Origin of the sequence: Nonomuraea sp. NPDC005692, from assembly GCF_040631115.1 — a bacterium.
Classification (GTDB): Bacteria; Actinomycetota; Actinomycetes; order Streptosporangiales; family Streptosporangiaceae; genus Nonomuraea.
The window spans coordinates 64116-77894 of record NZ_JBEXYU010000033.1; the positions used below are offsets into that span (position 1 = coordinate 64116).

The following is a 13779-nucleotide window of genomic DNA, read 5'->3' on the forward strand; positions in this document are numbered from 1 at the left end:
CCTAGCGCCGCCGGAGGCGGACCTCGAAGACGTCCCTCAGCCCGTCGCCGATGAAGTTGAAGGCGAGGACGATGAGGATGATGGCGATCCCGGGCGGGTACAGCAGCCACCAGTAGCCGCTGTAGGTGTTGGCGAGGCCGTCGGAGAGCATCCCGCCCCAGTTCGCCGCGGGTGGCGGCACGCCGAGGCCGAGGAAGGACAGGTAGGCCACGTACAGGATGGCGTCGGCGACCTGGAAGGTGGCGTTGACGATCACGGTGCCGATGGCGTTGGGGATGATGTGCCGCCGTACGGCCCGGCCGCCGGTGCCGCCCATCGACCGCATGGCCTGGACGTACTCGCGCGAGCGCAGGGTCAGCGCCTCGCCGCGGACCAGCCGGGCCGGGCCCAGCCAGGCGAAGGCGCCGATGATCAGGATGAGCATCGGCACGGTCGGCGTGACGATGGTCGCCATCAGCATGAACAGGAACAGTGAGGGGATCGACATCATCGCGTCGACCACCCGCATCATGGCCGCGTCCACCCAGCCGCTGGTGAAGCCGGCGATGGCGCCCCAGATCGTGCCCACGACCGTGGCCAGGACGCCGGCGGCCAGCCCGACCACGATGGACGTCTGCCCGCCGAGCAGCAGGCGGCCGAGCTGGTCGTAGCCGACGCCGTCGGTGCCCAGCGGATGGCCAGGGGTGCCGGGGGCCAGGTAGACCGAGGCGAGGTCGGTGTGCACCTGGTCGGTCCGGTAGAACAGCGGGCCGAGGAAGCACAGGCCGCCCAGCACGATGAAGATGACCAGGCCCAGCAGGGCGAGCCGGTTCTCGGCGAAGACGGTCAGCGCCTGGCGCCACTGGCCGCGTACGGGCGCCTCGTCGGCGGGGACCGGCGTGCCGGTCGCCTCGGCGGGCGCGGTCATGAGCGGGCCGCCGTCCTGAGCCGTACGCGCGGATCCACGGCGGCGTACAGCAGGTCGGCGAGCAGGGCGCCGAGCACGGTCGCGATCGCGATGATCAGGGTGACGCCGAACAGGATCGGGAAGTCCCGCTTCAGCGCCGCCTGCCAGAAGAGCTGGCCCATGCCGGGGTAGTTGAACAGGGCCTCGACGACCAGGGCGCCGCTGAACAGCGCGGGCAGGTACATCCCGAGCAGGGTGATGACCGGGAACAGCCCGTTGCGCAGCGTGTGCCGGGCGACGACGCGCGCCTCCGACAGGCCCTTGCTGCGGGCGGTGCGCACGTAGTTCTCGTTGAGGTTGTCGACCATCGAGGAACGCACGTACCGCGAGTAGACGGCGACGGTCACGATGGCGAGCGTGACGGTGGGCAGCACGAGCCCGGCCGGGTCGGCCAGCACCTCGCCCAGGGTGAACCCCTGCGAGGCCTCCGGCGGCAGGATCGGCCAGACCTGCGAGAAGAGAATGATCATCATGAGACCCATGAAGAAGATCGGCGTGGCGTAGGCCAGCAGCGACAGGGTGGTGATCGTGTAGTCGGGCCACCGGTTGCGCCGCATCGCCTGGACGACGCCGAGCGGGATGGCGACGACGACGGCCAGCATCGTCGAGAACAACGACAACACCATGGTCTTGGGCAGCCGCTGGCCGATGGCCTCGGCCACCGACTGGTTGAGCTGGAAGGAGTAGCCGAGGTCGCCGCGCAGGAGGCGGCCGATGAACATGACGTACTGCTGGATCCAGGGGCGGTCGTAGCCCATCTCGTGGTCGAACGCCGCCAGCTGGGCCAGCGTCGCGTCCTTGCCCAGGGTGGCCCGCGCCGCGCCGCCCGGCAGCAGATGCAGGATGACGAACGTGATCATCGTGACCAGCACGACGATGATCAGGGCCTGGCCCAAGCGGGTGATCAGATACCGGGCCACGCGGGGCCCCTCCTTGTTCCAGGGACCCCGGCGACCCCCGCACGGGCCGCCGGAGTCGGGGACGGTCTCAGCTCTTCCAGGACCAGTCCTGGAAGAACATGTTGTTCATCGGGTCCTGCGTGACGCCCTGGAGCCCGGCGCGGTACGCCGAGATCTGGTAGACGGGGTTCGGCATCCACAACACCGGCAGGTCCTGGGCCAGCCGGTCGTTGTACGCCTTGAGCGTCGCCTCGTCGTCGGCGAACTGGGTGGCCTCGATGAGCTTGTCGGCCTCGGGGTCGCTGTAGCTGCCCAGGTTGACCGGGGCGTCGGTGGCGAACAGCCGCTCGCCGCTGGGGAAGGCCGGGTAGTACCAGCTGCCCTGCGAGCCGAAGAACGACATGTCCCACGAGCAGTTGGAGTCCGCCGGCTTGCACGCCGGGGTGACCGCGACCGAGTCCGGCACTTCCTTGATGGTGAGCTGGATGCCCAGCTTGGCCATCTGCGACTTGATCTCGGCGAACATCTTGGTCGTCGCGGCGAAGCCGGTCTGGCTGGTGACGGTGAAGGCCAGCTCCGCGCCGGACTTGATGCCCTCGCCGCACTGGTCGGCGCCGGTGCCCGGCTTCTGGCAGGTCGTCTGGCCGTCAGGGGTCACCTGCCAGCCGTGGCTCTCCAGGAGCTGCTTGGCCTTGGCCGGGTCGAAGGGGTAGGCGCAGCCTTCGCTGGAGCCGTTCGTGCCGGGCTTGGCCGGGACGGGGCCACAGGTCGGGGCCGCCATGCCGGACCAGATGGCCTTGCTGATGGTCGGCTGGTCGATGAGCGACTGCAGGGCCTGGCGCAGGTAGACCTGCTTGAACAGGGGGCCCGAGTCGGGGTTGTTGAAGTTGAGCTGGAGGTAGGTGATGGACCAGCCGTACCAGGGGGCGATCTGGTAGCCCTTCGACTCCAGGTACTTCTGCTGCGACAGGTTGGCCGGCGGCACGTAGCCGTAGTCGATCTGGCCGGCGCGCAGCACGTTGAACTCGGCGTCGTCGCTGGTGAAGGGGCGCAGCGTGACCGACTTGAGCTTCGGCTTGTCGCTGCCGGAGTAGTTCGCGCGGGCGGTGAGGACGACCTCGCCGTTCGGCACGTACTTCTCCAGCTTCCACGGGCCGCTGTTGACCTGCCACAGCTCGTTGGTCGCGTACGTCTTGGGGTCCTTCGACGCGGCGGTGAGGAAGTCGAAGACCTTCTTGGCGCCCTCGGGGGTCTTGTCGAGGTCGCCCACCTTGCCGGTGGCCGAGTCCTTGTCCCAGACGTGCTGGGGCAGCGGCACGATGCGGTTGAGCTGGTTGCCGACGAACCACCCGGTGTTGTACGTCTTCGTGGTCGTCACGGAGAAGGTCTTGTCGTCCTTCACCTTGAACTCGGCGATGTTGTCCGGGAAGCCGCCCTCCCGGTAGGACGCCCACTTGTCCTTGTTCGCGGTGACGAGGTTCCACCAGAACTGGATGTCACGGGTGGTGACGGGCTTGCCGTCGGACCACGTGTTGTCCTTCAGCGTGATCGTCAGCGTCTTGCCGCCGTCGCTCACCTCGGGCGGTTCGGCCATCGAGCGCCCGGGGTCGATGTTGTACTTCGCCGAGCCGTCCAGCAGGTACTCGTACAGGTGACGGTACTGGGCGGAGCCAAAGATGACGTTCTCGCCCTGGGTGAAGCCGGGTGCCGAAATAGGCAGGATCCAGTTCGGGGTCCTGAGGGCGACGGTCACGCCGTCCTTGCTCTGGCCCCCGCTCTGGGCGCCCTTCTGCGCGCCGCCGGCGGACCCGCTGCACGCGGTCAGCGCCAGCCCGAGGGCCAGCACGCCCGCCAGGGCGCCGGTGCCGCGGAGCCCGCGCCGGTGGAATCTGCTCCCCATGGGATCTCCTCGGTTGACGTCGCACGGCGCCCTGCGCTTACCGGGGGCCTGGTGCGTTCAATGCGGAGAATGTATAGATGGTCCCGCATGAAGTCAACGGAACTAATGCGCTTTGTTCGCCGACTTGTTTCGGTTTAGAGTCGAAGTCGCCGGTGCCTCATGATGGGGCTCTGTTGCGACGACGGGCCTGCCGGGGAACCGGCCTGAAAGAGGAGCGGCATGCCGGAGCCATCGAGTCCCGCCAACCTGCGTGAGCAGGCGCTCAGCCTCTTGGCCAGCGGTGCGGCGACGTCGCGCGCCGATCTTGTGGAGACCCTCCAGGTGGCTCCGTCCACGGTCTCCAGCGTGGTCCGGCGGTTGCTGGAGGAGGGCGCCATCCTGGAGGAGGGCGTGGGCCGCTCCACCGGCGGGCGGCGGCCGCGGATCCTGCGCCTGCGCGACGTCCCCGGCGCCTTCGCGGTGTCCGAGCTGGGCGCCCAGCACGCGCGCGTGGGGCTGTGCGCGCCCGACGGCCGGCTGCTGGCCGTACGGGAGATCGCCACCGACATAGCGGAAGGGCCCGGCCAGGTCTTCGACGCCATCTGGCGGGCGTACGAGCAGCTCAGCACGGCCAAGGCCCCCGGCCAGGCGTTGCTCGGCATCGGCGTCGCGCTGCCCGGCCCGGTCGAGTACCCGCACGGCCGGCTGATCGGCCCGGCCCGGATGCCCGGCTGGAGCGGCTTCGACGCCCAGACCCACCTGAGGGAGCGCTTCGGCGTGCCCGCGGTCGTCGACAACGACGCCAAGGCCGCCGCCATCGGCGAGTACGTCAGCCGGGGCCGCGACCCCGGCGACATGATCTACGTCAAGGCCGGCACCGGCATCGGCGGCTGCCTGGTCAGCGGCGGCCAGATCTACCGCGGCGGCCGCGGCCTCAGCGGCGACGTCACCCACGTGCGGGTGGCCGACAGCGGCGAGCGCGAGTGCTCCTGCGGCAGCCGCGGCTGCCTGGAGACGGTGGCCAGCGGCGCCGCCCTGGTCCGCCAGCTCAAGGACCGCGGCCTGCGGGTCAGCACGCCGCGCGACGTCGTCGCCGCCACCGTCGACGCCGAGCCGTCCGTCGTGACCCTGGTACGCCACGCCGGCGAGCTGCTCGGGGTCGCCCTGTCCGGCCTGGTCAACTTCCTCAACCCCGACGCCGTCGTCATCGGCGGCGCGCTGTCCAGCCTCGACGTCTACGTGGCCGCCGCCCGGAGCATGCTCTACAAGCGCTGCCTGCCGTCCATGACCCAGTCACTTTCCATCGAGGCCAGCGCCGCCGGCCCGGACGCCGCCCTGATCGGCCTCGGGCATCTCGTGCGCGCCTCGGCCGACGTCCGTCCCTCCTAGGCAAGGAGTCCCCCGCCCGTGTCCCGTCCCCTCCGCGTCGCCGTCGGCGGCGTGCACATCGAGTCCAGCACCTTCTCCCCGCACCTGAGCACCGCCGCCGACTTCGAGGTCACCCGCGGTGACGCCCTGCTGGCGCGGTACGGCTGGCTCGCCGAGCCGTGGGCGGCCGACGTCGAGTGGATCCCGCTCGTGCACGCCCGCGCCCTGCCCGGCGGGGCCGTGGCCAGGGAGACCTACGACGCCTGGGCGGCCGAGATCGCCGCCGGGCTGGCCTCCGCGGGCCCGGTGGACGGCGTCCTGCTCGACATCCACGGCGCGATGAGCGTGGTCGGGCTGGAGGACGCCGAAGGCGACCTGGTCACCGTGGTCCGCTCGGTGACCGGCGGCCAGCCGTTCGTCTCGGCGGCCATGGACCTGCACGGCAACGTCTCCCACCGCTTCTTCGACGGCTGCGACCTGCTCACCTGCTACCGCACCGCCCCGCACGTCGACGTCTGGGAGACCCGCGAGCGCGCCGCGCGCAACCTGGTGGCGGCCCTGCGCCGCGGGCAGCGTCCGCACAAGGCCCTCGTGCACGTGCCGATCCTGCTGCCCGGCGAGATGACCAGCACGCGCGTCGAGCCGGCCAAGGGCCTCTACGCCCGCGTCCCCGAGATCGAGGCCAGGGACGGCGTCATCGACGCGGCCATCTGGATCGGCTTCGCCTGGGCCGACGAGCCCCGCTGCCGCGGCGCGGTCGTCGCCACCGGCACCGACGCCGCCGCCACCGCCGCGGCCGCCCGCGAGCTGGGCGAGCAGTTCTGGGCGGCGCGCGACGCGTTCACCTTCGTCGCGCCCACCGGTTCCATGGACGAATGCCTCGACCAGGCGCTGACCGCGGTCAAGGACCCGGCCCGGCGCCCGTTCTTCATCAGCGACTCGGGCGACAACCCGGGCGCGGGCGGCGCCGACGACGTCACCTTCGCCCTCGAACGCATGCTGGCCCGTCCAGAGATCGCCGGCGGCTCGGTCCGCGCGGTGTACGCCTCGCTGGTCGACCCCGAGGCCGTGGCCCAGATCGCCGGTCTCGCGCCCGGCTCGCCGGTCAGTCTGCGCGTCGGCGGCCGGATCGACGCCCGCGAGCCGGGGCCGCTGCCGATCGAGGGCGTACTGGAGGCGGTCGCGGACGACCCCGACGGCGGGTTGTGCGTCAGCGTGCGGGTGGGCGGTCTGAGCGTGTTCGTCACCTCCCGGCGCATGCAGTACCGCGAGCTGGCCTCCTACGCCCGGCTGGGCGTCCAGGTGGACGACGTCGACCTGGTGACGGTCAAGATCGGCTATCTGGAGCCCGAGTTGTTCGACGCGGCGGGCGACTGGCTGCTGGCGCTCACGCCGGGCGGGGTCGACCAGGACCTGCAGCGCCTGCCGTACGAGCGCCTGGCCCGGCCGGTCTTCCCTCTCGACCGCGACTTCGACGCCGACCTCACCGTGATCACCGCCTCCTAGACGCCCCGGCCCCTCCGACGCCGAAGCGCGCCGGAGGGGCTACGCCGGGGCGGTGCGGGAGCTTGGGGCCCGGTTCTGGCAGGGCTTGGAAGGGGCCTCCGGCCCCGGGTCTGGCAGGGCTTGGAGGGGGCTCCCAGTCGGCTCCAAGCCAGGAACAAGAGGGCTAACTCATCATTTCCGCCTGTGAGCGGATATTTCAGGAAAAGGCTGATGAGGGTCGCCGCGGGTGCGGCGGTCGTCGCGGCGGTCATGCTGCCGGCGCTGCCGGCGGCCGCCGACGACTCCCCCGACGAGCGGCCCGACGTCCCGGTCGGCACCTGGCTGGCGGCCCGTACGCAGCCCGCGGTGCAGCTGACCAGCTTCACCTACACGGCGACGGTGTCCGTCCCGTCCAACACGATCAACGAGGTGGCCTACCAGCAGATCGTCCGGGAAGCCGTCGCCGCCGTCCAGTCCGGCAAGATCTCCTCGGACGAGCGCAGCATCGGCAAGTGGGTCTTCCAGCAGATCGCGGCCAACGTGGACACCTACGTGTCCTCGACCACGCCGATGCGTACGGTCGAGGCCGAGGTCGGCGGCATGTGCACCGGCTGGTGGGTCACCCCCGACGGCTACATGGTCACCGGGGCGCACTGCGTCCAGGTCGGCGAGACCGAGCTCAGCCAGCTCTTCGCCCAGCAGGCGCTGGCCAAGTTCAACAAGCAGGACGCCAAGGAGATCATCAGCGGCCTGGGCGACCTCAAGAACGACGAGGAGATCCTCAAGCTCGCCCAGCAGATCTACGTCACGTTCAACTCGACCCACATGCAGCTCAGCAACCTCAAGCAGAGCCTGTCGGTCATGCAGAGCCTGCCCGGCGGCGGCGTGGACAAGACGGCCAAGGCGGTCCCGGCCGAGCTGGTGTCGGTGGGCGAGAGCTACCCCGGCAAGGACTTCGCGCTGCTCAAGGTGAACGGCCAGCAGAACCTGCCGACCGTGCCGCTCGGCGACGACGCCGACGTGCGCACCGGTGACACGCTCTACATCAGCGGCTTCCCCGGCCTGGTCACCAACACGCCGTTCTTCAGCCTGGAGTCGAAGCTGGAGCCGGCCCTGACCGAGGGCCCGTACAACGCCAAGCGCACCACGCAGACCGGCGTGCCGTACATCCAGACGCAGGCGCCGTCCTACCACGGCAACTCCGGCGGGCCGGTGTTCAGCAAGGACGGCAAGGTCGTCGGCATGCTGATCGCGGGCACGGTGAGCGAGGGCGGCGAGGCCTCGGAGAGCGAGAGCTTCGTCCTGCCGGTCGGCATCATCAAGGAGAAGCTCGGCGAGAAGAACGTCAAGCCCGCCCAGGCCATCACGACGACCCGGTACAACGAGGCGCTCAACGACTTCTTCCGGCGCTACTACTCCGACGCGCTGCCGAAGTTCCGCGAGGTCCAGGCGCTGTTCCCGAACCACCCGTACGTGGCCAAGTACATCAGCGACTCCCAGCAGGCCATCTCCGCCGGCAAGGACGAGACGCCCAAGCCGATCCTCATGTGGGTGCTGATCGCCGGCGGCGTGCTGCTGCTCCTGGTGCTGGTCGCGGTCGTGGTCAAGGTCCTGCGCGGACGCCGGCGGCCCCAGCCGGCCATCATCTCGCCCCAGCCCGGGTACGGCGCGGTGCCGCCGCCCCCGTGGCAGCAGCTCCCCGCGGCGCAGGCCCAGCTCTCACCGCCGATGCAGCCGATGCAGCAGGCCCAGAGCCCGTACGGCCACGGCGGCGACGGCTACGGCGGCGACGGCCACGGCCCCGGCGGGTACGGCGCGAACGGCCACGCCGCGAGCCCGTACGGATCGGCTCCGGACGCCCACTTCCACCAGCCCTCTCACCAGCAGCCCCCTCACCAGCAGCCCGGCGGCGACCAGACCAGGTCGGTGCGCTACGGCCAGTTCAGCCCGCCCGCGGACCCCAGGTCCGGGCAGGTCGCGGACCTGGAACGGCAGATCGCCGACCTCCAGCGCAGGCTCGGCGACCAGCCCCCGAACGCCTGACGGGCCCGCGTGAGCCGAGTCCCGCCAGACACGTCAGGATGCGTGGCCCCGGAACCCCATGACGGGTTCCGGGGCCACGACGTGCGCCCGGCGGATCCGGGCCGCCGCGCCCGCCGCGGCCTACGATGACCTCGTGGACGTGCTGAGCAGCCGCGTGCTCCTGCGGCCGACCGACCCTGCCCGAACCCGCCGCTTCTACGCCGACACCCTCGGCCTGGCGGTCTACCGCGAGTTCGGCCCCGACGACGATCCCGGCGTGGTGTTCTTCCTCGGCCAGGGTTTCCTTGAGGTCGCCGGGCGTTCCGACGGCCCCGCGACCGGCGGCACGCTGTCGATCTGGTTGCAGGTGCGCGACGTCGGGCGCGAGGAGGAGCGTCTGCGTCAGGCGGGCGTCACGGTGCTGCGCGAGCCGCGGCTCGAGCCGTGGGGCCTGGTCGAGATGTGGATCGCCGACCCCGACGGCCATCGCATCGTCCTGGTGGAGGTGCCGCCCGGCCATCCGCTGCGCCGCGATCCGCGGTGAACCGCCCCGCGTTTGCCTCCGGAGCAGATCGTGTGCTAGCTTTAATCCCGTTGCAGTTGTGGTACCCATAAAAGACTTTGTGCGCACCTGACCTAGCTGGACTTTCAGGTGCGTTTTTGTTTTCCGGTCATCTCCGGGATGGGCTCATCGCGGCGACACGGGGATCCGCACGGTGCGGATCCCGTCTCTGCACGTCATCTGAAGGAGATCGTTATGGCTACCGGTACCGTGAAGTGGTTCAACTCGGAAAAGGGCTTCGGCTTCATCGCGCAGGACGGCGGCGGCGCCGACGTCTTCGCCCACTACTCCAACATCGTCTCCAACGGTGGCTACCGTGAGCTGACCGAGGGCCAGAAGGTGGCCTTCGACGTCGTGCAGGGCCAGAAGGGCCCGCAGGCCGAGAACATCGTTCCCGCCTGACCTCACGCAGCCCGCGTCTGGGCCCGCACCTCTTCGGGGGTGCGGGCCCAGACCGCTTTTGGGGGCATTTGATCGGGTATGGACCGATCAGCTCCGCGCGGTTATGTTGCGAGGGCGTCAGGCAAGTTGTCAGACCGACGCCGGGGAGCACCACCAGGACTGCGTCTGAGAGGACCCTCGCATGTGCGGCATCGCCGGATGGGTGGACTTCGACCGCGACCTGACCAGCGAACGGGCCACCGCCCTCGCCATGACCGCGACCATGAGCTGCCGGGGCCCCGACGACCAGGGCCTGCACCTCGAACCGCACGCCGCGCTCGGCAACCGCAGGCTCGCCGTCATCGACGTCGAGGGCGGCCACATGCCGATCGAGGCCGAGGGCCTGGCCGTCATCACCTACAGCGGCGAGGTCTACAACTTCCGCGAGCTGCGCGAGGAGCTGGCCGCCAAGGGCCACCGCTTCCGCACCAGGAGCGACACCGAGGTCGTGCTGCGCGGCTACCTGGAATGGGGAGAGGGCGTCGCCGACCGGATCAACGGCATGTACGCCTTCGCCGTCTGGGACGAGCGCGCGCAGGAGCTCGTGCTGATCCGCGACCGCATGGGCATCAAGCCCCTGTTCTACTACCCCCTGCCGGGCGGCGTGCTGTTCGGCTCCGAGCCCAAGGCGATCCTGGCCAACCCGCTGGCCCCGCCCGTGGTCGACCTCGACGGCCTGCGGCAGCTCCTCAGCATGGCCACCGTCCGGGAGCGGTCGGTCTACAAGGGCCTGTGCGAGCTGCCGCCCGGTCATCTGCTGCGCGTGGGCCGGCAGGGCACGCGGCTGCGCCGCTACTGGTCGCTGGAGGGCCGCGAGCACACCGACGACCTCGACACGACCGTACGCACGGTGCGCGAGCTGCTCGACGACATCGTCGGCCGGCAGCTGGTCTCCGACGTGCCGCTCTGCACGCTGCTCTCCGGCGGCCTCGACTCCAGCGTCGTCACCGCGCTGGCCAGGACGCACGGCCCGATCCGCTCGTTCGCCGTGGACTACGCCGGTTACGCCGAGCAGTTCCGGGCCGACGAGTACCGCGGCGACCCGGACCGGCCGTTCGTGCGGATGCTGGCCGAGCACGTCGGCTCCGAGCACACCGACATCATCCTCGGACCGGCGGAGCTGGCCGATCCCGAGCTGCGGGCCTCGGTGGTCCGGGCCTGGGACGCGCCGAGCTTCCTGGGCGACATGAACTCCTCCCTCTACATGCTCTTCCGCGCCATCCGCGAGCATTCGACCGTGGCGCTGTCCGGCGAGTCCGCCGACGAGATCTTCGGCGGGTACGCCTGGTTCCACCTGCCGCAGACGGTCCAAGCCGACACCTTCCCGTGGCTGGCGATGGTGATGCGCGAGCAGCAGCCGACCGACATCCTCGACAAGTCGCTGATCCGCCAGCTCGACCTGGACGCCTTCACCGCCGACGGCTACCGTACGGCGCTGGCCGAGGTGCCCCACGTGGCCGGGCAGGACGCCCGCGAGCGGCGCATGCGCGAGATCTGCTACCTGCACCTCACCCGCTTCCTGCCCTTCCTGCTCGACCGCAAGGACCGGATGAGCATGGCCGTCGGGCTGGAGGTGCGCGTGCCGTTCTGCGACCACCGGCTGGTCGACTACGTGTTCAACACGCCCTGGTCGATGAAGACGTTCGACGGCAGGGAGAAGAGCCTGCTGCGGGCGGCCGGGGCCGACCTGCTGCCCGAGCCGATCGTGCGCCGGGTCAAGGCCCCGTACCCGGTGACCCAGGACGTGGGCTACGAGCAGGCGCTCCGGGACGCGCTGCGCGAGCTGGCCGCCGACAAGGACGCCCCGGTGCTGCAGCTGCTCGACGCCGACGCCGTCCGCGAGGCCGCCTTCGCGCCGGCCGGGAAGGTGACGACCACGATGAGCAGGTACGGCCTGGAGCTGGCGCTGGATCTGAACGTCTGGCTGACCTCCTACGGCGTACGCCTGGAGTTGTAGCGGGCAGACTGGGCGGATGACGTCCAGTGATCATCTGCCGGCCACGCCGTTCGAGGAACGGTTGTGGGCGGCCCACCAGGACGGGCAGATCGCCCTGTGCCTGGGCCTGCTCCGCGACGCCGACCTGGCGTTGCCGATCACCGCCGCCGCGGCGGCCGGGACCGAGCCGCCCGCCTGGGCGACGGCCACGGGCTCCGGCCGTACGTGGCTGCTGGCCTTCACGTCGGTCGAGGCGATGGTGACCGCGACCGGCGGCCTCGCCACGCACTGCCGGATCGTCTCGCCCGCCGAGCTGGCGGCCGGCTGGCCGGACCCGCGATGGGGCCTGGCGGTCAACCCGGGCCTGGGAGCCGAGTTCCTGCTGGAGTCGGGGACGCTGGCCAGGCTGGCGGTGCCCACGCTCGTCCAGGACCTGCGGCTCGCGCCCGGGTCGGGGGTGCCGGTGGTGCAGAAGCTGCTGTCCCCGTCCGACATCGGCGACCTGCTGGCGACGGCCGAGCCGCGCGTCTCCGGCTACTGCCACCACGCCCTCGACGTCTCGCACATCGCCACGCCCACAGTGCTGGCCGACGCGCTGGGGCAGCCCGACATGCTGACCGAGGACGGCTCGCTGAACATCCTGCGCTGGCATCCCGTCGGCCTCGACCTCTACCGCACCCCGTACGGAGGGCTCGACGAGCAGGGCCGGGACGCGGTGGCCGGCTGGGTGGTCGAGGAGCCGCCGTTCGTGGGCATGGGCCTGGTGCCCAACGTCGACCAGGTCATCCGCGAGTACAAGGTGTACGGGGTCGGCCTGCCGCACGGCGCGGAGATCTGGGAGCTCACCCACCAGGGCACCGAGCACCGGCGCGCGCTCTACCACGGTGACCTGCGGCGATGGCTGCTGATCGGCCGGAGGGCGGCGGCATGACCTGGCACTTCTACCGCGCCCACTGGCAGGGCGCCGACTACGTGGCCAGCCCCGAGCCGCACCCCCTGGAGCTGTGGGTACGCCTGCGCACCACCGGCCCGGCCGACGGCTTCGAGGAGGTCGAGCCCGGCTGCCACGTCCGCACGGTGCCGGTCACCGAGTGCGCGTCCCTGCAGTTCGTGACCACGGAGTGCACCTGGCGGGGCGAGCGGTTCCAGGTGCACGACGAGCGGGACGGCCTGCTCCTGCTCGAATACCTGGGCGGCTCCGCGCCCGCGGCGCTCGCGCTGGGGCTGGAGCGCGTCGAGCGGGGGGTGTACCGGGCGTGGGCCCCACGGACGGAGATCACCGAGCTCCGCGAGGAAGTTGTGGCGATAAGTCCGCAGAATGGGCCTTTTTGAGGATTGGCTCTTGTCTCCTGTTGTTCATGTGACAGAAACTGACCTGAAAGGTGGATGTGACGTAAGAAACACGCAGCATTGGGGCGGGGGTGTCATGGATTCTCCTGACGTGGCGGGGATGCGGGCATACGGCGACGAGCTGCGCGACATGTTCCGCCAGATCCAGGACGTGGGCATGGAGCTGCACCAGCAGGCCAAGGCCGTCCAGGTGACCGAGACCTCGCGGGACGGCCTGGTGTCGGTGACCGTCGGCTCGCGCGGCGAGCTGATCCGGCTCGACCTCGACCCGCGCATCTACCGCCGCCCCGACGCCCGTCAGCTCGCCGACACCATCGCCGAGACCACCCGGCTGGCCGCCGAGCGCGCCCTGGAGCGCGTCACCGAGATCTTCGAGCCGGTGATCCCGCGCGAGGACTTCGAGGCGCATCTGAGCGGCGACCTCGAAACCGTCATGGCCCGGCTCGCCGACCGCATGGGAGGCAGCCGATGAGGCCCTGGGACGGCACCCAGATCATCAAGCCCGTCGTGGACTCGGGCATCTCCCAGTGGACCACCATGGCCGAGGACTGGGAGAAGGAGTCCGAGCGGCTGGTCGCCGCGGTCGTCGAGGCGCTGGCCGCCGCCCCCTGGGGCAACGGCATGGAGGGCCGGTCGTTCAAGGACTCCCATTTCCGCGACGACGGCCCCAACCGCATGCTCAACCAGTGCGTCGACCTCTCCAAGCAGCTGATGGACGCGTGCGGCAGGCTCCGCGCCAGCATCGACAACACCCTCAGCGTGGACGCCGCCATCGAGCAAGACCTCAAAGCGCGAGAGGTCTGACGCGTGTCGCACAGCGCCACCGGCCCCCAGGGGCCGACTTCTCAGAATTCGTCGAGTGCGCCCACCGTCCAGCCCCCGGTCCGCATC

Annotated in this window: 13 protein-coding genes; 10 read left to right on the plus strand and 3 right to left on the minus strand. The window is 70.6% G+C overall.

The genetic code is table 11. The features are described 5' to 3' along the window. Position 1: 1 nt before the first annotated feature. The 3 genes from ABZ459_RS42745 to ABZ459_RS42755 all read right to left on the minus strand — a co-directional run bounded on the left by ABZ459_RS42745 (position 2) and on the right by ABZ459_RS42755 (position 3745). Positions 2–907, minus strand: coding sequence for an ABC transporter permease (locus ABZ459_RS42745; RefSeq protein ID WP_357983670.1), 906 nt, complete (start codon positions 905–907; stop codon positions 2–4). Next, on the minus strand, positions 904–1866 hold the full coding sequence (locus ABZ459_RS42750; protein WP_357983673.1) for an ABC transporter permease: 963 nt from the start codon (positions 1864–1866) through the stop codon (positions 904–906). The genes ABZ459_RS42745 and ABZ459_RS42750 overlap by 4 nt, the downstream gene beginning before the upstream one ends. Positions 1867–1933: 67 nt before the next feature. Continuing rightward, positions 1934–3745 (minus strand): peptide ABC transporter substrate-binding protein, encoded by a 1812-nt coding sequence (locus ABZ459_RS42755; RefSeq protein ID WP_357983676.1) that lies wholly within the window; start codon positions 3743–3745, stop codon positions 1934–1936. A 219-nt stretch (positions 3746–3964) separates the two neighbouring features. On the opposite strand from ABZ459_RS42755, the gene ABZ459_RS42760 reads away from it, so the two are divergent. From ABZ459_RS42760 to ABZ459_RS42805, 10 genes are all read left to right on the plus strand, one after another. Beyond that, a complete protein-coding gene (locus ABZ459_RS42760) occupies positions 3965–5113 on the plus strand; it encodes an ROK family transcriptional regulator (RefSeq protein WP_357983679.1) in 1149 nt (382 codons plus the stop codon). Between the two features lie 18 nt (positions 5114–5131). Beyond that, positions 5132–6598, plus strand: coding sequence for a M81 family metallopeptidase (locus tag ABZ459_RS42765; RefSeq protein ID WP_357983682.1), 1467 nt, complete (start codon positions 5132–5134; stop codon positions 6596–6598). A gap of 210 nt (positions 6599–6808) precedes the next feature. Beyond that, positions 6809–8620 carry a serine protease gene (locus ABZ459_RS42770; protein WP_357983685.1) on the plus strand — a complete coding sequence of 604 codons (1812 nt, stop codon included), beginning with the start codon at positions 6809–6811 and terminating at the stop codon, positions 8618–8620. Positions 8621–8753: 133 nt separating this feature from the next. Continuing rightward, on the plus strand, positions 8754–9143 hold the full coding sequence (locus ABZ459_RS42775) for a VOC family protein (RefSeq protein WP_352320544.1): 390 nt from the start codon (positions 8754–8756) through the stop codon (positions 9141–9143). A gap of 213 nt (positions 9144–9356) precedes the next feature. Next, a complete protein-coding gene (locus tag ABZ459_RS42780) occupies positions 9357–9563 on the plus strand; it encodes a cold-shock protein (protein WP_055509312.1) in 207 nt (68 codons plus the stop codon). A gap of 181 nt (positions 9564–9744) precedes the next feature. Beyond that, positions 9745–11559: an asparagine synthase (glutamine-hydrolyzing) gene (gene asnB, locus ABZ459_RS42785; RefSeq protein WP_357983688.1), complete on the plus strand. Its 1815-nt coding sequence runs from the start codon at positions 9745–9747 to the stop codon at positions 11557–11559. A 16-nt stretch (positions 11560–11575) separates the two neighbouring features. Then, entirely contained in the window at positions 11576–12469 is an 894-nt protein-coding gene (locus tag ABZ459_RS42790; protein WP_357983691.1) for an SseB family protein, read from the plus strand. Continuing rightward, positions 12436–12870 carry a hypothetical protein gene (locus ABZ459_RS42795; protein ID WP_357983693.1) on the plus strand — a complete coding sequence of 145 codons (435 nt, stop codon included), beginning with the start codon at positions 12436–12438 and terminating at the stop codon, positions 12868–12870. The genes ABZ459_RS42790 and ABZ459_RS42795 overlap by 34 nt, the downstream gene beginning before the upstream one ends. Before the next feature lie 94 nt (positions 12871–12964). Then, the gene (locus tag ABZ459_RS42800) at positions 12965–13360 is read left to right on the plus strand and encodes a YbaB/EbfC family nucleoid-associated protein (protein ID WP_357983696.1); all 396 of its coding nucleotides are present in this window, start codon (positions 12965–12967) and stop codon (positions 13358–13360) included. Beyond that, a complete protein-coding gene (locus ABZ459_RS42805; protein WP_357983699.1) occupies positions 13357–13692 on the plus strand; it encodes a hypothetical protein in 336 nt (111 codons plus the stop codon). The genes ABZ459_RS42800 and ABZ459_RS42805 overlap by 4 nt, the downstream gene beginning before the upstream one ends. Positions 13693–13779 lie beyond the last annotated feature (87 nt).

Bases quoted from the DNA above. Each gene is read 5' to 3' on its own strand.
- ABZ459_RS42800 (WP_357983696.1), top strand. From the start codon at position 12,965: ATGGATTCTCCTGACGTGGCGGGGATGCGGGCATACGGCGACGAGCTG.
- ABZ459_RS42795 (WP_357983693.1), top strand. From the start codon at position 12,436: ATGGCTGCTGATCGGCCGGAGGGCGGCGGCATGACCTGGCACTTCTAC.
- ABZ459_RS42790 (WP_357983691.1), top strand. From the start codon at position 11,576: ATGACGTCCAGTGATCATCTGCCGGCCACGCCGTTCGAGGAACGGTTG.
- ABZ459_RS42770 (WP_357983685.1), top strand. From the start codon at position 6,809: ATGAGGGTCGCCGCGGGTGCGGCGGTCGTCGCGGCGGTCATGCTGCCG.
- ABZ459_RS42805 (WP_357983699.1), top strand. From the start codon at position 13,357: ATGAGGCCCTGGGACGGCACCCAGATCATCAAGCCCGTCGTGGACTCG.
- asnB (WP_357983688.1), top strand. From the start codon at position 9,745: ATGTGCGGCATCGCCGGATGGGTGGACTTCGACCGCGACCTGACCAGC.
- ABZ459_RS42755 (WP_357983676.1), bottom strand. From the start codon at position 3,745: ATGGGGAGCAGATTCCACCGGCGCGGGCTCCGCGGCACCGGCGCCCTG.
- ABZ459_RS42745 (WP_357983670.1), bottom strand. From the start codon at position 907: ATGACCGCGCCCGCCGAGGCGACCGGCACGCCGGTCCCCGCCGACGAG.
- ABZ459_RS42760 (WP_357983679.1), top strand. From the start codon at position 3,965: ATGCCGGAGCCATCGAGTCCCGCCAACCTGCGTGAGCAGGCGCTCAGC.
- ABZ459_RS42780 (WP_055509312.1), top strand. From the start codon at position 9,357: ATGGCTACCGGTACCGTGAAGTGGTTCAACTCGGAAAAGGGCTTCGGC.